Origin of the sequence: Kribbella sp. NPDC026596 (assembly GCF_040638415.1) — a bacterium.
In the GTDB taxonomy this organism is placed as follows: Bacteria; Actinomycetota; Actinomycetes; order Propionibacteriales; family Kribbellaceae; genus Kribbella.
This window is the reverse complement of record NZ_JBEZYF010000007.1, coordinates 114986-132997: the sequence shown is the minus strand read 5'-3', so window position 1 is coordinate 132997 and position 18012 is coordinate 114986. Positions and strand designations below refer to the sequence as shown.

20 protein-coding genes are annotated in these 18012 nt (G+C 69.4%); 12 read left to right on the top strand and 8 right to left on the bottom strand.

Annotated elements, in window-relative coordinates:
* Positions 1–95 precede the first annotated feature (95 nt).
* Both galT and galK read left to right on the top strand, forming a co-directional pair.
* Positions 96–1142 (top strand): galactose-1-phosphate uridylyltransferase, encoded by a 1047-nt coding sequence (gene galT, locus AB0E63_RS08245; RefSeq protein WP_360363122.1) that lies wholly within the window; start codon positions 96–98, stop codon positions 1140–1142.
* The gene (gene galK, locus AB0E63_RS08240; protein WP_360363120.1) at positions 1139–2266 is read left to right on the top strand and encodes a galactokinase; all 1128 of its coding nucleotides are present in this window, start codon (positions 1139–1141) and stop codon (positions 2264–2266) included. Before galT ends, galK begins: the two co-directional genes overlap by 4 nt.
* Here galK and AB0E63_RS08235 read toward each other — a convergent pair.
* The gene (locus tag AB0E63_RS08235; protein WP_360363118.1) at positions 2263–3075 is read right to left on the bottom strand and encodes a DeoR/GlpR family DNA-binding transcription regulator; all 813 of its coding nucleotides are present in this window, start codon (positions 3073–3075) and stop codon (positions 2263–2265) included. The genes galK and AB0E63_RS08235 overlap by 4 nt on opposite strands.
* Before the next feature lie 79 nt (positions 3076–3154).
* Here AB0E63_RS08235 and AB0E63_RS08230 point away from each other — a divergent pair, with 79 nt between their 5' ends.
* The 6 genes from AB0E63_RS08230 to AB0E63_RS08205 all read left to right on the top strand — a co-directional run bounded on the left by AB0E63_RS08230 (position 3155) and on the right by AB0E63_RS08205 (position 9523).
* Positions 3155–4282, top strand: a complete 1128-nt coding sequence (locus AB0E63_RS08230) for a GNAT family N-acetyltransferase (RefSeq protein ID WP_360363116.1) — start codon at positions 3155–3157, stop codon at positions 4280–4282.
* Between the two features lie 167 nt (positions 4283–4449).
* Positions 4450–5112, top strand: a complete 663-nt coding sequence (locus tag AB0E63_RS08225) for a GNAT family N-acetyltransferase (RefSeq protein WP_360363114.1) — start codon at positions 4450–4452, stop codon at positions 5110–5112.
* 94 nt (positions 5113–5206) lie between these two features.
* Positions 5207–6010, top strand: a complete 804-nt coding sequence (locus AB0E63_RS08220; RefSeq protein WP_360363112.1) for a CAP domain-containing protein — start codon at positions 5207–5209, stop codon at positions 6008–6010.
* Between the two features lie 181 nt (positions 6011–6191).
* Positions 6192–7148, top strand: coding sequence for a CAP domain-containing protein (locus tag AB0E63_RS08215; protein ID WP_360363110.1), 957 nt, complete (start codon positions 6192–6194; stop codon positions 7146–7148).
* A gap of 197 nt (positions 7149–7345) precedes the next feature.
* A complete protein-coding gene (locus AB0E63_RS08210; protein WP_360363108.1) occupies positions 7346–9196 on the top strand; it encodes a hypothetical protein in 1851 nt (616 codons plus the stop codon).
* Between the two features lie 24 nt (positions 9197–9220).
* A complete protein-coding gene (locus AB0E63_RS08205; protein ID WP_360363107.1) occupies positions 9221–9523 on the top strand; it encodes a hypothetical protein in 303 nt (100 codons plus the stop codon).
* Here AB0E63_RS08205 and AB0E63_RS08200 read toward each other — a convergent pair.
* The gene (locus AB0E63_RS08200) at positions 9518–10459 is read right to left on the bottom strand and encodes a helix-turn-helix domain-containing protein (protein WP_360363105.1); all 942 of its coding nucleotides are present in this window, start codon (positions 10457–10459) and stop codon (positions 9518–9520) included. The two genes, AB0E63_RS08205 and AB0E63_RS08200, sit on opposite strands and share 6 nt — an antisense overlap.
* An 82-nt stretch (positions 10460–10541) precedes the next feature.
* Between AB0E63_RS08200 and AB0E63_RS08195 the strand changes: the two genes are divergently transcribed.
* Positions 10542–11303, top strand: coding sequence for an MBL fold metallo-hydrolase (locus tag AB0E63_RS08195; protein ID WP_360363103.1), 762 nt, complete (start codon positions 10542–10544; stop codon positions 11301–11303).
* A gap of 93 nt (positions 11304–11396) precedes the next feature.
* Entirely contained in the window at positions 11397–11702 is a 306-nt protein-coding gene (locus AB0E63_RS08190; RefSeq protein ID WP_360363101.1) for a lamin tail domain-containing protein, read from the top strand.
* 30 nt (positions 11703–11732) lie between these two features.
* On the opposite strand, the gene AB0E63_RS08185 is transcribed toward AB0E63_RS08190, so the two are convergent.
* The gene (locus tag AB0E63_RS08185; RefSeq protein WP_360363100.1) at positions 11733–12590 is read right to left on the bottom strand and encodes an MOSC N-terminal beta barrel domain-containing protein; all 858 of its coding nucleotides are present in this window, start codon (positions 12588–12590) and stop codon (positions 11733–11735) included.
* A gap of 65 nt (positions 12591–12655) precedes the next feature.
* Between AB0E63_RS08185 and AB0E63_RS08180 the strand changes: the two genes are divergently transcribed.
* On the top strand, positions 12656–13174 hold the full coding sequence (locus tag AB0E63_RS08180) for a helix-turn-helix transcriptional regulator (RefSeq protein WP_360363098.1): 519 nt from the start codon (positions 12656–12658) through the stop codon (positions 13172–13174).
* Here AB0E63_RS08180 and AB0E63_RS08175 read toward each other — a convergent pair.
* Together AB0E63_RS08175 and AB0E63_RS08170 are read right to left on the bottom strand one after the other, a co-directional pair.
* Complete coding sequence (locus AB0E63_RS08175) at positions 13137–13943, bottom strand: fused MFS/spermidine synthase (protein ID WP_360363096.1); 807 nt, start codon at positions 13941–13943, stop codon at positions 13137–13139. The two genes, AB0E63_RS08180 and AB0E63_RS08175, sit on opposite strands and share 38 nt — an antisense overlap.
* Positions 13944–13959: 16 nt before the next feature.
* The gene (locus AB0E63_RS08170; protein WP_360363094.1) at positions 13960–15051 is read right to left on the bottom strand and encodes a glycerophosphodiester phosphodiesterase; all 1092 of its coding nucleotides are present in this window, start codon (positions 15049–15051) and stop codon (positions 13960–13962) included.
* Positions 15052–15244: 193 nt separating this feature from the next.
* Here AB0E63_RS08170 and AB0E63_RS08165 point away from each other — a divergent pair, with 193 nt between their 5' ends.
* On the top strand, positions 15245–16249 hold the full coding sequence (locus tag AB0E63_RS08165) for a malate dehydrogenase (protein WP_360363093.1): 1005 nt from the start codon (positions 15245–15247) through the stop codon (positions 16247–16249).
* Between the two features lie 159 nt (positions 16250–16408).
* On the opposite strand, the gene AB0E63_RS08160 is transcribed toward AB0E63_RS08165, so the two are convergent.
* Genes AB0E63_RS08160 through AB0E63_RS08150 form a run of 3 tightly spaced genes read right to left on the bottom strand, consistent with a single transcriptional unit; the run spans position 16409 to position 17967 of the window.
* Positions 16409–16783 carry a hypothetical protein gene (locus AB0E63_RS08160; protein ID WP_360363092.1) on the bottom strand — a complete coding sequence of 125 codons (375 nt, stop codon included), beginning with the start codon at positions 16781–16783 and terminating at the stop codon, positions 16409–16411.
* A gap of 20 nt (positions 16784–16803) precedes the next feature.
* Positions 16804–17514 (bottom strand): transporter substrate-binding domain-containing protein, encoded by a 711-nt coding sequence (locus AB0E63_RS08155; protein ID WP_360363091.1) that lies wholly within the window; start codon positions 17512–17514, stop codon positions 16804–16806.
* Between the two features lie 9 nt (positions 17515–17523).
* The gene (locus AB0E63_RS08150) at positions 17524–17967 is read right to left on the bottom strand and encodes a GNAT family N-acetyltransferase (RefSeq protein WP_360363089.1); all 444 of its coding nucleotides are present in this window, start codon (positions 17965–17967) and stop codon (positions 17524–17526) included.
* Positions 17968–18012: the final 45 nt, after the last annotated feature.

Genomic DNA, 18012 nt, shown 5'->3' with positions numbered 1-18012 from the left:
CTGTAGCGGTGGCGGGTCCCACGGTGCATGTTCGAGTTTGTTGGTTTACGATGATTCCTGGCCGTCCACGTCGGACGTCCTGGGAGGGTCACACGATGAAGACACCGCGCGGTGCCCGGCGGACCGACACCTTGCTGTCCGATGGACGCGAGCTGATCTACTACGACCCGGCCGATGCCCCGGCCCGGGTGCCGCTCGAGGACACCCGCGGGCTGCCGGCCCCGCAACCCCAGGTCGAGCTGCGGACCGACCCGCTGACCGGTGACGTGATCACCTACGCGACCCACCGCAACACCCGGACGTACCTGCCGCCGGCCGACCAGTGCCCGCTGTGCGCGAGCAAGCCGGGCAACCCGACCGAGATCCCGGACCACGACTACAACGTCGCCGTGTTCGAGAACCGGTTCCCCTCCTTCGCCGGTCCGGGCCGGACCGAGGTGGTCTGTTTCACCAGCGACCACAACCAGTCGTTCACCAACCTGTCCCAGGGCCAGGCCCGCCTGGTGGTCGACACCTGGGCCGACCGGACCGCCGAGCTCGGCGCCCGCGACGACGTCGAACTGGTCTTCCCGTTCGAGAACCGCGGCCGCGAGATCGGCGTGACGCTCAGCCACCCGCACGGCCAGATCTACGCCTACCCGTTCCTGCCGCCGCGGATGCGCACCCTGATGGCGCGGGCCCGGCAGCACCAGGAGGTTGCCGGCAGCAACCTGTTCGCCGATGTCCTGGCCGCCGAGCGCAAGGAGGGCACCCGGGTCGTCGCCGAGAACGGCAACTGGACCGCGTTCGTGCCCGAGGCAGCCCGCTGGCCGGTCGAGGTGCACCTCTACCCGCACCGCCAGGTGTTCGGCATCGACGAGTTGTCGGTCGGCGAGCGCGACGACTTCGCCGAGCTGTACCTCGAGGTGCTCGGCCGCCTCGACGGCCTGTACGGCGATCCGCTGCCCTACATCGCGGCCTGGCACCAGGCCCCGGTCCGGACCGACCGCGAGCTCGGCTACCTGCACCTCGAGGTGTTGTCGATCCGCCGGGCCGCCGACAAGATCAAGTACCTGGCCGGCTCGGAGTCCGGCATGGGCGCGTTCATCAGTGACACCCGGCCCGAGGATGTGGCCGAGACCCTGCGGAAGGTCGGTTCGTGAGTTTCGAGACTGTTTTCGGTACGGCGCCGGACGGCAGCTGGCGGGCACCCGGCCGGGTCAACCTGATCGGCGAGCACACCGACTACAACGATGGCCTGGTGCTGCCGATCGCCCTGCCGAACCGGATCGTGGTGACCGCGTCCAAGCGCGACGACGGCCGGATCGGGGTCGCGTCCAGCGGGCACAAAGGCATCACCGAGTTCGCCATCGACGAACTGACCCCGGGATCCGTCGGCGACTGGGCGGCGTACCCGGCCGGTGCGGCGTGGATCCTGCGCGAGTCCGGCTACCCGATCGGTGGCGCCAACCTGCTGGTCGACTCGGACCTGCCGTCCGGCGCCGGCCTCTCGTCGTCGGCAGCACTCCTCTGCGCGACCTCCGTGGCCCTGCTCGGCCTGCGCGACATCGACGTCGACCCCGCTGAGGTCGCCCGGCTCGCGCAGCGGGCCGAGAACCAGTACGTCGGCGCACCGGTCGGACTGATGGACCAGATGGCGTCGATGTGCTGCACCGAAGGCCACGCCCTGTACTTCGACATCCGCGCGATGTCGACCGACCAGATCCCGTTCGACCCGGCGGCTGACGGCCTCGCGCTGCTGGTCGTCGACGTGAAGGCACCTCACCGGCACGTCGACGGTGAATACGCCGCCCGCCGGAAGAGCTGTGAACAGGCCGCGGCCGAGCTCGGCGTACCGGCCCTGCGATCGATCGAGTACGACGATCTGGACGACGCACTCGCCCGGTTGAGCGACGACGTCGTACGGCGCCGGGTCCGGCACGTGGTCACCGAGATCCGCCGGGTCGAGGAAGCCGTGGCTTTGATGCACGCCGGCCGGCTCCGTGAGGTCGGGCCGCTGTTCACCGCGTCGCACGCGTCACTGCGCGACGACTTCGAGATCACCGTCCCCGAGCTGGACGTCGCGGTCGACACCGCCCTCGAGGCCGGTGCCCTCGGAGCCCGGATGACCGGCGGCGGTTTCGGCGGCTGCATCATCGCCCTGGTCGACGCAGACGCGGCCGAGTCCGTCCTGGCCGCGATCGAGAAGGCCTTTGCAGAGCACGGTTTCACCGCACCCAACGCCCTCGCCGCAACCCCTTCAGCAGGGGCGTCCCGGCTCAGCTAGGAAGCGATGACGAGCTCACACCCGGTGTCGCGCATGGCTTTGCGGGCGGCGGTGGAGAGGCCGCTGTCGGTGACGATGACGTCGAGGTCGGCCCAGTTCGCGAACGTGCTCAGGCCGACGGTCCCCCACTTGGTGTGGTCGGCGACCACGATCACCTCACGACTCGCGGCGATGAAGGACCGGTTCGTCTCAGCCTCCATCAGGTTCGGCGTGCTGAGCCCGTGCTCGGCGTCGACGCCGTGCGCGCCGAGGAAGAGCAGATCGAGGTGCAGCGACGCCAGCGCAGCGGTGGCGATCGGACCCACCAACGCGTCGGACGGAGTCCGGATGCCACCGATCAATACGACCGTACGGTCCGAGCGGCCGTTGCCGTGGAACACGTCGGCGATGCGCGCCGAGTTCGTGACAACTGTCAAGTTCTCCACGCGCAGCAGTTGACGAGCCAGCGCGTACGTCGTCGTCCCGGCACCGATACCGATCGCGCTGTCGGGCTGGACCCGGCCGGCCGCTTCCGCCGCGATCGCCTGCTTGGCCGCGGACTCCTGGGTCAGCTTGGCGTCGAAGCCGGGCTCGTGCGCACTGCGCAGCCCCACCGACGTGGCACCACCGTGCACCTTGTGCAGTAGCCCGCTGGAGTCGAGCGCGTCCAGGTCGCGCCGGATCGTCATGTCCGACACCCCGAACCGGTCGACCAGCTCGGCGACCGTGATCGCGCCACGACTGTTGACCTCGGCAACGATCGTGGCCTGTCGCTGGGCGGCCAGCTGCCCACCCCGGCCCCGCGACGGCTCTGTTCCGGCTGCGTTCACGCCCCCAGCCTAATCTCGATTCCCGGCGCTGTCAGGGAAATGACGTTGCCTCGCCGGTCGCACCGCGTCACGCTGAAGCATGCGATTCCCCGAGGACGTTCCGGTTCTGACCGATGGCGTGGTGACCCTTCGTGCACACACGACGGACGACATCGAGTGCGTCTACGACATGTGCCAGGACCCGGACATGCAGCACTGGACCACCATCCCGGTGCCGTACGACCGCCAGAACGCGGAATCCTTCGTGACCCAGATCGTCCCGATGGGCTGGCGCGACGGTGGCTCCTGGGCCTGGGCGATCGAGTACGACGGTCGCTTCAGCGGCACCGTCGATCTGCACGACGGGCAGGGCAAGGTCGGCGAGATCGGGTTCTCGGTCGCGCCGTGGGCCCGGGGCGCCGGAGTGATGACCCGGGCGGTGAAGCTCGTACTGCGGTACGCGTTCGACGTCTTCGGCTGGAACCGGGTGATCTGGCGGGCGTTCACCGGCAACTGGGCCTCGCGCCGGGTCGCGTGGAAGTGCGGGTTCCGCGGCGTGGTCGTCGTACCCGAGGGAGGACTGGCCCGCGACGTCCGGCGGGACGAGTGGATCGCCACGGTCGGGAAGGACGACGACCTCGAGCCGCAGGGCAACTGGTGGTCCGTGCCGGGGCTCGAGGACGGCGGGATCCGGTTGCGCGCGTTCCAGCCGGCGGACGCGCCACGGATCGCGGAGGCGTGCAACGACGAACGGACGCAGTACTGGCTGGCCGGCATGCCGTCGCCGTACCAGCTGAGCGACGCCGAGGGGTTCATGCGGACCCGGCAGGACAACCTCGCGAACGGCGAAGGGGTGTCGTGGGCGATCGCCGATGCGGCGTCCGATCAGCTGCTCGGCTGCGTGAGTGCCTTCGATCTCAACAACAGGATCGACAAGACGGTCGGCGAGATCGGCTACTGGCTGCACCCCGAGGCGCGCGGCCGCAAGGTGATGTCGACCGCGGTCGGGCTGGTCATCGGCCACGCCTTCCGGCCGATCGCGGAGGGCGGTCTGGGCCGGCGCCGGCTGACGATCTTCGCTGCCGAGGGCAACACCGCGTCGGCGCACGTTGCCGAGGTCAACGGCTTCACCCGGGTGAGCACCGAGCGGCTGGCCTCGCCCCGGCGTGACGGGGAGTACCTGGATCTCCTCGGCTACGACCTGCTCGCCACCGACCCGCGCCCCTGACCCGCCAGCCCCCTGGAATTTGTCTGGGCGCCGGGGTGGGTGGGGTTGCGGACGGGGCTGCCGGAGCGGTAGTGGTGACCGCCCGAAAGCGACGGAATACGGCCAGTTGGTGTCAAGCGACACAAGTTCCCCTCGCCGTGGCGGGTTCTGACTGCTTGAATCGTCGGGTGAGAGATCGTGAGGAACTCGTCCGCCGCTGGCAGGCCGGGTGGTCCGTCTCGCGGGGATGGACCACAGTGGAGGACGACAACGACGGCATCTTGGTCGTCCGTGCGGGTGAGGAGAACCGCGCCACGGAGTACGTCGTACTGGATGCCGATGACAAACCCGAGCGGGTCGAGCGTGCCGCCGAGCTGGCCTCGGCCGGTGGCGGTGGTCGTGGCGCCGGCTGGATCACGCTGGCCACCGACGACAAAGAGGCCCGGATCGAGCAGCTGGAGGATCTCGGCCTCGAGGTCCAGCAGGACCAGGACTGGCTGATGACGATCCAGCTGTCGGAGCAGCCTGCCCTGAAACTGCACGAGCGCTATGCCCTGCACACCGAACTCGAGTCCGACCTGATCATCACCCGGGCCACACTGCACGGCGGGGTGGTGTCGAGCGGCCGAATGGCTGTGGTCGGCGAGGACGCGGTCGCAGACCGGATCGAGACCGACCCGGCGCACCGGCGGCGTGGCCTCGGCAGTGCCGTGATGGCCTCGCTGGTCGAGACGGCCGCGGCCCAGGGCGCCAAGCGCGGGATCCTGATCGCTTCGATCGACGGCCTGCGCCTGTACCGGAGCCTGGGTTGGAAGGTCATCGCGGACATCGTCATCGCCCGATCGCGCTGAAGGGTGCGTTTCAAACGGCTGAGATAGTCAAAGGTTCGTGAAGTGCGGTCCGTGCGGGAGTGGGCAAGCGCTGACCTGGGCAAGGCTGCTCACCATGACGAACCACAAACGGTCACTTGGCAGTGGAGTGGCCGGACCTCTCATCGCCTCGTTGTCCGCCTTGGTCCTCTTGGTGGGCATCAGCTGGTTCGTCCTGCGTGACACCGGTGACCGCAAGCCCACCGGCCAGGCGAATCCGGTGACCTCGGTCACCACGGCGTCCGACGACGCCCCGCTCACGACTCCGGTGACCCCGATCCGGCCGACCAGTCCGTCCGTCACACCTCGTCGTACGACGCCGACCCCGACGCCGACCCGATCCAAGACGAAGAGCCCGACGCCGACGCCGACCCGATCGAGTACGCAGCCCAGCCGCGACGGGACCCGGACCCCGAAGCCGTCGCCGCGACCGACCCGCACCACCACGACGTCGAAACCGCCGACCACCAAGCCGGGCGGCGGGTCGGGAACCGCCGAGGCACAGGTGCTTGCCCTCACCAACCAAGAGCGGGCCAAGGCCGGTTGCGGGGCGCTGCGGACGAACAGCGCGCTGACGAACGCGGCCGAGGCGCACGCCGCGGACATGGTCGACAAGCACTACTTCGCGCACGACAGCCAGGACGGCCGCAGCCCGTTCGACCGGATGAAGGCGGCCGGGTTCAAGGGCGGTGCGATGGCCGAGAACATCGCCGTCGGCTACTCCAGTGCCGCGGCCGTCGTGAAGGGCTGGATGAACAGCCCGGGCCACCGCCAGAACATCCTCAACTGCAGCTACACGATGATCGGGATCGGCTACGACTCCGGCCAGGTGAAGCCCGAGTGGGGCAACGGGAGCTGGGTGCAGGACTTCGGCGGCTGAGCCGCGTCGTTAATCGTTTCCCGGAGAACCTTCGGGGAACGTTAAGAGCCGTCGCGAACCTGTAACGGTGACCTTACCCATCGGTTAAGGTCGCTGTTCGGTGACCAGGGGGGACCTGGCAGCAACCACGGGGAACGACGAAGCACTCGGTACGACGAAAACGAAGAGGATTCGCCCACCCATGACGGATTCGCCTACCCCCCGGCGACACCGCGGAAGTCGACGTGCTCCTCGACGGAGCCGTGGCCTGATCGGCCCGATCGTCAGCGCGCTGTCCGTACTGCTCGCCATCGGCCCGGTGCTCTGGTTGATGTCTCGCGACCACTCGACGGTCGAGGACGCCACCAAGGTGCTCAACGTTTCCGAGGACACCGGCCAGGACTCCGGCCCGTCCGAGGTCGAGGGCACGACTGCCGGCGTACCCGGTGTCACCGTGACCAAGACGCTGCCGAACGGCGTGACCACTCCCGTCGTCGGTACTCCGGCTCTCGGGTTAGCGGCCACCTCCACGTCCACGTCGCCGGGCACCCCGGTCACCAGCGGCACGCCCGCGAACAGCCTCACCACGCCGACGGCTCCGACGGTCGGCGTGACGACCGTGACGGTGCGGCCTTCGACGCAGCGGACCCCGGATGCGCCGAGGACCAAGCCGCGGCCGTCGAGCAGTACGCCGACGAAGACGCGGACGACCGAGCCGACGCCGCGGGACACCGAGCAGCCGCCGGCAAGTGGTGGTGGAACCAGCGCGCAGGAGCGCCAGGTGCTCGACTACACCAACCAGATCCGTCAGCAGCAGGGCTGCGGCCCGCTCCGGCTGGACAGCAGCCTGGTCGCGGCCGCCGGCAGGCACGCGTCGGACATGGTCCGCCGGCACTACATGGACCACACGAACCCCGACGGGCAGGACCCCGGCGACCGGATGTCGGCCGCCGGGTACCGCGGATCGAGCTGGGGCGAGAACATCGCGGCCGGCTACGACAGCGCACAGAAGGTGGTCGCGGCCTGGATGCAGAGCGACGGCCACCGCAAGAACATCCTGAACTGCCGGTTCACCTCGATCGGCGTCGGATACGACTCGGGGCAGGTCAGGTCCGACTGGGGACCGGGCAGCTGGGTCCAGGACTTCGGTCGCAGCTGAGGCCGGGGTGTCATTGTGTCGAACACACCGAGTGTGGCGGAGATGTTGTCTCACGGCCACAATGTCCGGCCGGTTCACGGCCGGTCACTGCGGGTAGATCCGTCCTTGTCATGTCGCCGGACCGTCCCGGGGGGCTCCGGTGAGATGAGTGATAAGGAACGTCTTGGGGGCGAGACAGTGAAGGGAACAACGAAATAATGTCCGACTCCGGCAACAGCCGGTACAAGCCACGCAGGAAGGCGACCCGCGCCGCCACGCGCTCGTCGCGGTCCGGCAACCGGTCCACTCCTCCGGCTGACACCACGCCAGCGCCCCCGCCCGAACCACCCCGGTACGCACCGCGCGGTAGCGACGAGTCCCCGTTCTGGGCGACCGCGCAGTCTGCGGGTGCCGCCAACGAATCCCCGTTCTGGGCCGACGCCCAGTCCCGTCCGGCCACTCCGCAGTACGCACCGCGGCCGGCCATGCCCAGCTACAGCCCGCCGGACGCGGACTCCTCAGGCCTGGGCTCCCGCCCGGCGGGCTCCCCCTCCTGGGTGGCCCAATCCATCGCCGGCACCGACCCCACTCCTGCTCCCAGCCCAGCCCGCCGAGCAGTCGGCCGCCGGAGCCGAGGAACCACAGACGCGCCGCCCGCCACCGAGACCCGCCCCTCGGGCCTCGGCGACACCGCCGCCACCTGGTCCTCCCGCCGCGCCGCGGCTGACCCGCAGTCCTCGGGCCTCGGCGACACCTGGTCCTCCCGGCGTGCCAGCACGCCAGACCCGCAGTCTGCCGGCCTCGGTGACACAGCCGGCACTTGGTCCACCCGCCGCGCGAGCGGTGAGCCGCAGTCCTCTGGGCTAGGCGACACCGCGGGCGCGTGGTCGGCGCGGCGCGCTAGTACGGCGGACTCGCAGTCGGCCGGCGCGGCCGATGACTGGGCTCTGCTGGGTGGCTCGACTGCTGGCGCGGTCGGCGCCGAGTCGGCGTACGGCTCGACAACTGCGCCGGCAACTGGCACGACTGGCGACGGTATGACTGCGAGCGGCTCCGCCGCGTCGGTCGGGATAGGCTCGGCCGCCTCCGCGAGCGCGATGGACTCCACCGGGACGATCGGCTCCTCGAGTGCGGCCCGCTCCAACGGTGCGGCCGGTGGACGTGGTGGCTCGGGCTCTGGTGGGCCGGAACGTGGCGGGTCCGGGGCCGACGGGCGTGGTTCGTCCGGTCCGGGGCGTGGCGGGTCTCGGGCGGCAGCTCGGTCTGCGGCAGCTGGGAAGGCCGCGCGGACCCGGCGGACCGTGATCGGGATCGCGTCCGTACTGCTGGTGATCACCCCGATCTCGTGGATCCTGCTGCACCAGCCGCAGAACGACCCGGCGGATGCCTCCGTCCCGATCGTCACGCGGACCGACGACACCTACATCACCCCGACCGCGAAGCCGGTGGTCGCTCCCCCGAGCTCCCGCGTGAGCACCCCACCCACGGTGCCTCCGACGGCGACCCCCACCCAGACCCCGACGGCCACCCCCACCGACACCCCGTCGACCAGCACCACCCCGACGGATGGCCCGACCGGTACCCCCACCAAAGATCGGGCGACCACGACGCCGACAACGGCTCCGACGTCCCCGGGCCGCACGGTCTCGACGACCCAGCCCCGCCCGACGCAGACGACCACCGCGCCGCCGCCGGTTGACGGGCAGATGACGGGCGACGAGAAGCAGCTGTTCAACCTCATCGACAACGCCCGCGTCAACAACGGATGCGCACCGCTCAAGCAGGACCCCAACCTCACCCTCGGTGCACGCGGGGAGGCCGGCGACCGGGCGTCGTCCGGCAAGAGCCTCAACAAGAGCTCGGGGTCGGAGACCGGCGCCGGCGGTGACAACATGTCCGCGCAACAGGCGTTCGACCAGATGATGAGCAGCAGCAAGAGCACGGTCCTCAGCTGCGGTCTTACGACGCTGGGTGTCGGGGCCAAGGGATCGCCGTACGACAGCGGCATCCTGTGCCCGCTGATCTGCTCCAGCAAGACCCGGGTTGCGTGGGTGGCGGATTTCTCGTAGGACCTGCTGGAGGTTGGTGCGACCATGGGGAGACTGCTCATGGTCGACCAACCTGCGGGAGGCTGGATGTTCGGCGAACGCGATGATCTGGAACCGGCTCGGCCCGCGCATTTCGGGATTCCGCCGGACGCGCTGTCGGACGAGCGCCCGGATCCGCGCCCCGAGGAGGCCCGGCGGATGGGGCTGAGCCGGCACACCGAGGAAGGCGCCGTGCTCTACTTCGCGTCCTCCCTCAGCCGGGACAAGCCCCGGCACCGGATGATCGCCTGGATCCTCTTGATCACCTTCGCCGCACCGGCCTTCTACATGCTTCTCCTGGTGCTATAGCGCACCGAACTCCTGCCGATGCCGCTGCGGCGTCGTCCCCAGCACCGCATGGAAGTGATGCCGTAGCGCCGCGCTGCTGCCGAAGCCGCTCTCCCCGGCGACCCGCTCGATCGGATGGTCGGTCGTCTCCAGCAGGAGCCGAGCCCGGTCCAGCCGCTGGCGCAGCAGCCAGGCCTGCCCGGAGCTTCCGGTCCGGGCGCGGAACTGCCGCGTGAACGTACGCCGTGACATCGCGACCGCAGTCGCCCATTCGTCCAGTGACACGGGCTGATCGAGCCGCGCGCGAGCCCACACCATCGCCTTCTCGATCACGTCGTCGCTGGGATCCGGTGGCACCGGCACCGGGATGTACTGCGCCTGCGAACCACTGCGATGCGGAGCGACCACGATGTCCCGGGCCAGCCGCTCGGCCACCTCGACGCCATGATGCGTGCGCACCAGATGCAGACAGCAGTCGAGTGACGCCGCCGTCCCCGCGGACGTGATGAGATCACCGAGATCCGACCAGAGCACATCCGCCCGTACGGTCAGCTCCGGATGCCGCGCCTGCAACTGCTCCGCCCAGCGCCAATGCGTCACCACCTCCCGCCCGTCCGCGATCCCACTCGCCGCAACCAGGAACGCACCGACGCACAACCCGACCACGGTCGCTCCCCGCGCGTGCGCCCGCCGGATCGCATCGATCAGTACGGCGGACGCCTCGCGACCCGGATCCCAGCTCGGCAGCACCACCACGTCGGCCTCGTCCATCACGTCGAGCCCGCGGTCGACCGTGACGCCGAAGCCGGCGTTCGTCCGCAGTGATCCCGGTTGCTCGGCACAGACGAGTACGTCGTACCGGCTCGGCGGGACGTGTCGATCGCCGAGGACCAGGCAGGGCACGGACAGGTGGAACGGGCTGATCCCGTCGTAGGCGAGGACGGCGACTGTACGCATGGGAACAGTATGGCCCGATCTTCAGGAACTGTGGCTCTCGGGCCAATGGTGGATCCGCGGGGCGGAGCCGAGGATCGTGGACATGAAGATCACGCACATCGGCGGCCCGACCGCCGTCCTCAGTCTCGGTGGCCTGACGTTCCTGACGGACCCGGCGTTCGACGAGCCCCGGGACTACCAATTGCCCGGCCGGGTGATGACCAAGCTGATCGGCCCGGCGATCCCGGCCGCGGAGCTTGGTCCGATCGACGTCGTCCTGCTCTCGCACGACGAGCACAAGGACAACCTGGACGATGCCGGCCGGGCCCTGCTGCCGTCGGTACCGACCGTGTTGTCGACTCCAGGAGCGGCCACCCGGATTCCCGGCGTACGAGGTCTGGCGAACTGGGAGACGAGCGAGCTGCCGCGTCCGGACGGCGGTGTGATCACGGTGACCGGCGTACCCGCACTGCACGGTCCTGAGGGTACGGAGGCGGTCCTGGGTGTGGTCACCGGGTTCGTGCTGAGCGGCGAAGGGCTGCCGACCGTGTACGTCTCCGGCGACAACGCGTCGGTCGACCTGGTCAAGCAGGTCGCCGATCGTTTCGGGCCGATCGACGTGGCGGTCCTGTTCGCGGGTGGCGCGCGTACGGCCCTCCTCGACGGCGCGGCGCTCACGCTCACCTCCGAGGCCGCGGTCGAGGCCGCCCACCTCCTCGGTTCCGCGACCATCGTGCCCGTCCACACCGAAGGCTGGGCCCACTTCACCGAAGGCCCGGATCAGTTCGTGAAGGCGTTCGCCGACGCCGGTCTGGCGGACCGCGTCACGCTGCTCGAGCACGGGGTCGCGACGACTGTTGGTTGAGCACTTGACGAGCACGGAGCGTGACGGCTAACGGGTGCGACCGCCGGGGGGAACCGGCACCCGCCCGGTACGGACGTCCGCACCAACGCGCAGTTGAACCAGGAGTTCTTCACCATCCGCAACATCAGTACGCGGCCGATCAACCTGTCCGGCTTCCGCGTGCTCGACGTGGCGAACCATGTCTTCGTCTTCCCGAGGGGCTACGTGCTCGCCGGCCGGACGACGGCGATCGTCCGCACCGGCAAGAACCGCAACCGCGCGCTGACCCTGTACTGGAACCAGGGCAACTACATCTGGAACAACACCGGCGACACCGCCCGGTTCCAGACGCCGGCCGGGAAGACCTTCGACACCTGCACCTACAAGGCGGTCACAGGTCGATACCGGGTCGCCTGCTAGTTCATCGCGTGTGCGGTCCACCTCAGGAAGCTACCGGCGGTCGGGCGCCGGATCGGTTCCGGCCGGGATCCATTCGTGGACCACGATCTCATCGCCGACCGAAATGGTGCCCTCGGCAAGCACCGCGGCCTTCATCCCGAAGCTGACCCCGCCGCCGTAGTCGGGCTGCCGCCGGTACGACGCCAGCGTCCGGGTCGGCTCGGGACCACACTTCTCGCCGGTCGCCTGGTCCACGGTCGGGACCGCGCACCGGATCGAACGCGCCGAGTACCCGATCTCGACCGAACCCGCGGACATCCGCAGCACCTTGTCCTCGGTGTGCGGCTCGGACCAGCCGGCCACGACGATGTTCGGCCGGAAGCGGTTGATCGGGATGGCGTCACCGCCACGCTCGACGATCCGCTCGTTCAGTCCGTCCAGCGAGGACATGGACGCGATCATGAGCGCGTGCGCATCGCCGAACCCGGTCTGACCCCGGTGCACACCCCAGCCGGGCCGATCGTGCTCGGGGGTCACCCGGACCAGCGCGGCCGGCTTGCCGAGGCGGTCGGTGAACCACTCGTCGGCGGCCGGGTCCTGGACAACGCCCTGGCCGAACCACTTCCCGAACAGGCTGACGTCGCGCCGCTTGCCGTCGTACTGGATCGGGATCTCGAGATCCGGGGCGCCGGGACCGGACAGCCGGAGCGCCTCGCCGGCGATCTCGGCGCGCAGCGACGCCATCGCGGGCAGGCTGCGCTGACTGAGGAACGTACCGTCCGGCTCGACGAGCATGAAGCTCCGGTCGTCGCGCAGGCCGGCTGGTCCGACCTCGGCCCGGTCGACGGACACGCCGGACAGGCCCTTCACCGGGTAATAGGTCAGAGCGGCAACCCTCGCGGCAGACATGGCCCAATCGTAACTTGACCCCTGTCACTTGATCTGTTTGATCATGTTGAGTTATGTTCGATCACGTGCAGGATATAGAGGCCCTGGCCGCCGCGTTGCAGCGAGTACGACGGCATTCCGGCCTGACGTATCGCGAACTGGCCGAACAGGCGCACTACTCGCACGCCCACCTGGTGCGCGCGGCGAGCGGCAACCGGCTGCCGACCTGGGAGGTCACCGCCGCCTTCCTGACCGGTTGCGGAGTGGCCGCCGACCTCCTGCCGGTCTGGCGGCGGCACTGGGAGTCCGCGAGCCGCGACCCCCAGGACATCGTCGAACTGCTGCAGACCACCGAGACCCTGGAAGACCTGGGCAGCGCGCTGTCCGCACTCGCCCGCCCGCGGTCGCTGCGGGCGTTGGAGCAGCTCACCGGCATCCCCCGGGCCACCATCCAGGCGTGGTTCCAGGGCACTCGGCTGGCCCGACGGGATCGCCTCGACCACCTCGTCCACGCGGTCGGCGCGACACGCACCGAGCGAGCGGCGGTCGCGCAAGCGCTCGACCGGCTCAGCTCCGGAAGGTACCGGGCGGCGCGGGCGGCGTGACGAAACCCTCGGCGTCGGTGAGCGGCTCCGCCTTCCCGGCCAGGTCAGCCAGCGGCATCACGTCGTACGGCGGCTGAGCCCGACGGCCGGCCGCGGTGAGATCGGGGACGGGCCGGCGTGACGCGACCAGGATGACGTTCCCGAATCCCTTGCCCCGCAGGACTTTCCGCTCCGCGAGTAGGACGCCGTCGCCGATCACGGTCCACACGGTCGCCGCCGTACGGCGGATGAACGGCAGGCCGGCGGATCCGTCGATCAGGTTCGCCACCAGTACGCCGGTCGGCCGGAGGACGCGCGCGCACTCGGCGAAGAACTCGGTGGTCACCAGGTTCGCCGGGACGGCCTCGTTCTCGAACGCGTCCAGGATCATCAGGTCCATCGAGTCGTCGTACAGCTCGGTGATCCCGGCCCGGCCGGTGACGCCGCGCACCTTGATCCCGGAGCGCTTCGGCAGCGGGAGCGCCTCGCGGACGAACTCGGTCAGGTCCTCGTCCGGTTCGAGGACGATCTGCCGGGAGCGGGGACGCGTCGTGGCGACGTACCGCGGCAGGCTGAGCGCCGCGCCGCCCACGTGCACGACGGCGACCGGCTGACGTCGCGGCGCGAAGGCGTCCACGACGTCACCGATCCGGCGCATGTACTCGAAGGCCAGGTGGGTGGGATCCGCAAGGTCGACCTGTGACTGCAGGGACCCGTCGACCCGGAGCACGAAGGTGCCATCAGCCGCCGCCTCGACAGTCGCGGTCCCGGACTCGACCTTGCGTTCCACCCACCCATCCTTTCAGCTAGCGCGCCTCCCGCTCCTGCGCCACCGCGATGTCGGTGTTGTCGGTGAACAGCCCGTCGATCCCGGCCTTGCGGTACGCCGCGATCTCGCCGAACAGATTGCCCGAGTCGGTCTGCACCGCGGAGCTGTCGAAGTCGGCCGGGAGGAAGGAGTTCTCGACCCGGAAGGTGTACGGGTGGACGACCAGGCCGGCCCGGTGCGCGTCGGCGACCAGGCTGGTCGGCTTGCCGAGCTTGCCGGTCGCGTCGAGCGGGATGACCTGATCCTTCGAGGGACCGAGGCCGTCGGCGTACTTCGCGACCTCACGAAGCCCGGCGGCGCTCACGATGTCGGCGTACGTGCGCTTGTCGCCGGACGCGACGAAGTCGTACGGCGCGCCGGCCGAGCTCGTCAGCTGGACCAGCGGGACCCGGAGCTGCGGGTGCAGGGCCTTCAGGTTGGATACCTCGAAGGACTGCACGAACACCTTGGCGTCCTTACGGTTCAGGCCGTTGCGGTTCAGGACCTTGACCAGCTCGGGCTCGAGCGCCAGGCCCTGCTGCTGGAAGTAGGTCGGGTGCTTGGTCTCCGGGTAGATCCCGATCGGGCGGCCGAGCTCCTTGGAGAGGCGGCGGCTGAGGTCGATCACTTCCTGGAACGTCGGGATCTGGTAATGCCCGTCGAACACCGTGTTGTGCTGCCGGATCGCCGGGATCCGCTCCTTGGCACGCAGCGTCTTCAGCTCGGCCAGCGTGAAGTCCTCGGTGAACCAGCCGGTGACCGCGACCCCGTCGAGCAGCTTGGTCTTCTTCCGCCCGGCGAACTCCGGGTGCGCCGCGACGTCCGTCGTACCGCCGATCTCCGGCTCGTGCCGGGCGACCAGGACGCGGTCCTTGGTGGTGACCAGGTCGGGCTCGATGTAGTCGGCGCCCATCCGCGCCGCCAGCTCGTACGACGCCAGCGTGTGCTCGGGCCGGTATCCGGAAGCCCCTCGGTGCCCGACGATGACGAAGTCGTCGTGGTTGCCGGCTTCGACGGTCTGGGGCTGCGGGACCAGGAACGAGGCAGCGAGGGCGAGCGCCGAAACAGCGACCGGGACCAATCGCTTCATGAAAGTCTCCTTACAAATCAGGAATTGTGAGAAACCCTCAAGCACAGCAGCGGCGGCCCCACGTACGCCGGATGGCCGGTCGGTGAATGATGCATCGGGATGTGAGCAATTCGGTCCGCCCCCAGCGTTGGGGTTGGGCGCGCGGCTTGCTAGCGTCCGAAGCACACAGTCAAATGAGTTCGAGGAGCGTGTCGTGAGCACTACACCGGTGAAGGTGGCCGTTACCGGGGCCGCTGGTCAGATCGGCTACAGCCTGCTGTTCCGGATCGCGAGCGGCGCACTGCTCGGGCCGGACACGCCGGTCGAGCTCCGGCTGCTGGAGATCACCCCGGCACTGAAGGCGCTCGAGGGCGTCGTGATGGAGCTCGACGACTCCGCCTTCCCGACGCTGGCGGGTGTGGAGATCGGCGACGACCCGAACGTCATCTTCGACGGTGCCAACGTCGCGCTCCTGGTGGGTGCACGGCCGCGGACCAAGGGCATGGAGCGAGGCGACCTGCTGGAGGCGAACGGCGCGATCTTCACCGTCCAGGGCAAGGCGCTGAACGAGCACGCCGCGGACGACATCCGGATCACCGTGACCGGCAACCCGGCCAACACGAACGCGCTGATCGCGAAGAGCAACGCGCCGGACATCCCGGCCGAGCGGTTCGCCGCGCTGACCCGGCTGGACCACAACCGCGCGCTCGCGCAACTGGCGAAGAAGACCGGTACGCACGTCACCGACCTGAAGAAGGTGACGATCTGGGGCAACCACTCCGCGACCCAGTACCCGGACATCTTCCACGCCGAGGTGGCGGGCAAGAACGCGGCCGAATTGGTGGCGAACGACCCTGAAGGCACTGCGTGGCTGGAGAACGACTTCATCCCGACCGTGCAGAAGCGCGGCGCCGCGATCATCGAGGCGCGCGGCGCGTCGTCGGCGGCGTCCGCCGCGGCCGCCACCATCGACCACACCCGCGACTGGCTGCGCGGCTCGGCCGACGGCGACTGGCTCTCGATGGCGGTCGTGTCCGACGGTTCGTACGGCGTCCCCGAGGGGCTGATCTCCTCCTTCCCCGTCACCACCAAGGACGGCAACTGGGAGATCGTCCAGGGCCTGGACATCAACGACTTCTCCCGAACCCGAATCGACGCCAGCACCACCGAACTCGCCGAAGAACGCGACGCGGTAGCCGCCCTCAAGCTTCTGGGCTGACCCCACCAAAAACAAAACCAGAACCGCGCCCCGGGCTTCGCCCGGGGCGCGGGTTAGTTGGAGAAGCCGCACGCTGCAGCAACCATCGCAGCGCCCCTCGCGGCTCCTCGGCTCTTCTGTTACCGCGTGCCCCGGGCGGAGCCCGGGGCACGCGGGCTTTTATCGGAGGGGGTAGGCGTTGACGACTGTTAGGTCTGTGGTGTTGCCTGTGGCGTCTAGCAGGTGGGACTTGAGGGAGATCGTGGTGCCCTTGGGGGTCGCGAAGATCGCCTTGTAGGTGCCGTGACCGGACGGCACGACGCCGGCCGGGTGCCAGGTCTTGCCGCCGTCGACGGAGACCTGGATCTCCAGCTTCTTGATCCCCGGCACCGTCGCACCCGGCTGGGCGTCGATCAGCACCGGCAGCACGGTGACCGGCTTGCGCTCAGCCGTGTTGTGGCTGTCCACCACCGGCTGGTAGCGAACCCCGAGCAGGGGCAGCGGCGTCTCCTCGGTCGTCGCGGCCGACGAGAACGTCCAGCGTTGCCTGCTCACTGCCCGTTAGGGCAACGGCATCAGGCGGGCGGGGCGACGGCGGCGTCGGGTTGGTTCGAGCGGATCAGGGATTCGGCGACGAAGCCGCTCGCCTTGAGCTCCTCGACCACACCGTGGAGGTAGGCAACGGTCTCGGAACTGCGCGTCTTGGTCGTACCGACGGCCTGCCGAATCTCCATGAATCGCTCGTCGATCAGCCGGACCCCGGGGTTCTCGGCCACGAACTGGGTGATCGGCTGCCGAACCCCGGCCGTTGCCTCCAGCCCTTCGGCCAGGAACACGTCGACACCTTCGTCACTCCGGACAACCGTTGCCTGCCGCAACTCGCGGGTCAGGTACAAGTCGTACGCCGACCCCTTCCGCACGCCGATCCGGACACCAGGAGCATCCACCTCGGCGACCGTGGTCAGCCCGGACCCGGCCGGAACGGCGAAGACGCCTTCGATCACGACGTACGGCTCGGTGAACGCGACCTCACCCGCACGCGCCGGGTCGATCGCGAGGAAGCAGATGTCGGCCTGACCGGTCGTCATCGCCTCGAAGGACTTCCGGGCCGCGTCGAAACAGACCAGTTCCACCGGCACCTCGAGCCGCCGGGCCAGCTCGCGTGCGATATCGACGGTCACCCCGGCCGGCTCCTCCGGCGTCCCCTGCGCCAGCACCGGATTCCCCAGGTTGATGAACGCCCGCAGTACGCCGGACGGCGCCAGATCCTCACGCACACTCGTCATACCGGGACCCTACGTGAGGCTCTTCCGGAAGAAGACGCGGTGCCGGTCGCCGACGGTCTCCCGGCCGGTCTCGACGTACCCGTGCCGCGGGTAGTAGGCGAGGTTCTCGGTCATCGCCGCGTTCGTGTAGAGAACGATCGCCGCGTAGCCGCGGGCGCGCGCCTGGGCTTCGGTGAACGCCAGCAACGCGGCCCCGAGGCCGCGTCCCTGGGCGGTTGGGGAGACCGCGAGTACGTCGAGCAGCAGCGCATCCGGCTTGTCCTCGAGCAGCACGAAACCGGCGACCACCGCGTCCACGACCGCGACCCAGACCTTGCCGGACCGGATGACGGCCGGGTAGTCGACCAGCATCGGGACCGGCGGAAGCCCGATCCGCGGGATGTAGTGCTCGAACGCCGCTTGGGCGATCGCCGTGACTGCCTCGGCATCGGACTCGGTCGCAGGTCTGATCACCACCCCAGACTAGTTTTTGCAGAGACATTGTGTAAGTCCACGGAA

Bases quoted from the DNA above. Each gene is read 5' to 3' on its own strand.
- AB0E63_RS08185 (WP_360363100.1), bottom strand. From the start codon at position 12,590: ATGTCTGCCGCGAGGGTTGCCGCTCTGACCTATTACCCGGTGAAGGGC.
- AB0E63_RS08215 (WP_360363110.1), top strand. From the start codon at position 6,192: ATGACGGATTCGCCTACCCCCCGGCGACACCGCGGAAGTCGACGTGCT.
- AB0E63_RS08200 (WP_360363105.1), bottom strand. From the start codon at position 10,459: ATGCGTACAGTCGCCGTCCTCGCCTACGACGGGATCAGCCCGTTCCAC.
- AB0E63_RS08210 (WP_360363108.1), top strand. From the start codon at position 7,346: ATGTCCGACTCCGGCAACAGCCGGTACAAGCCACGCAGGAAGGCGACC.
- AB0E63_RS08230 (WP_360363116.1), top strand. From the start codon at position 3,155: ATGCGATTCCCCGAGGACGTTCCGGTTCTGACCGATGGCGTGGTGACC.
- AB0E63_RS08155 (WP_360363091.1), bottom strand. From the start codon at position 17,514: ATGACGAGTGTGCGTGAGGATCTGGCGCCGTCCGGCGTACTGCGGGCG.
- AB0E63_RS08195 (WP_360363103.1), top strand. From the start codon at position 10,542: ATGAAGATCACGCACATCGGCGGCCCGACCGCCGTCCTCAGTCTCGGT.
- galT (WP_360363122.1), top strand. From the start codon at position 96: ATGAAGACACCGCGCGGTGCCCGGCGGACCGACACCTTGCTGTCCGAT.
- AB0E63_RS08205 (WP_360363107.1), top strand. From the start codon at position 9,221: ATGGGGAGACTGCTCATGGTCGACCAACCTGCGGGAGGCTGGATGTTC.
- AB0E63_RS08220 (WP_360363112.1), top strand. From the start codon at position 5,207: ATGACGAACCACAAACGGTCACTTGGCAGTGGAGTGGCCGGACCTCTC.
- AB0E63_RS08170 (WP_360363094.1), bottom strand. From the start codon at position 15,051: ATGAAGCGATTGGTCCCGGTCGCTGTTTCGGCGCTCGCCCTCGCTGCC.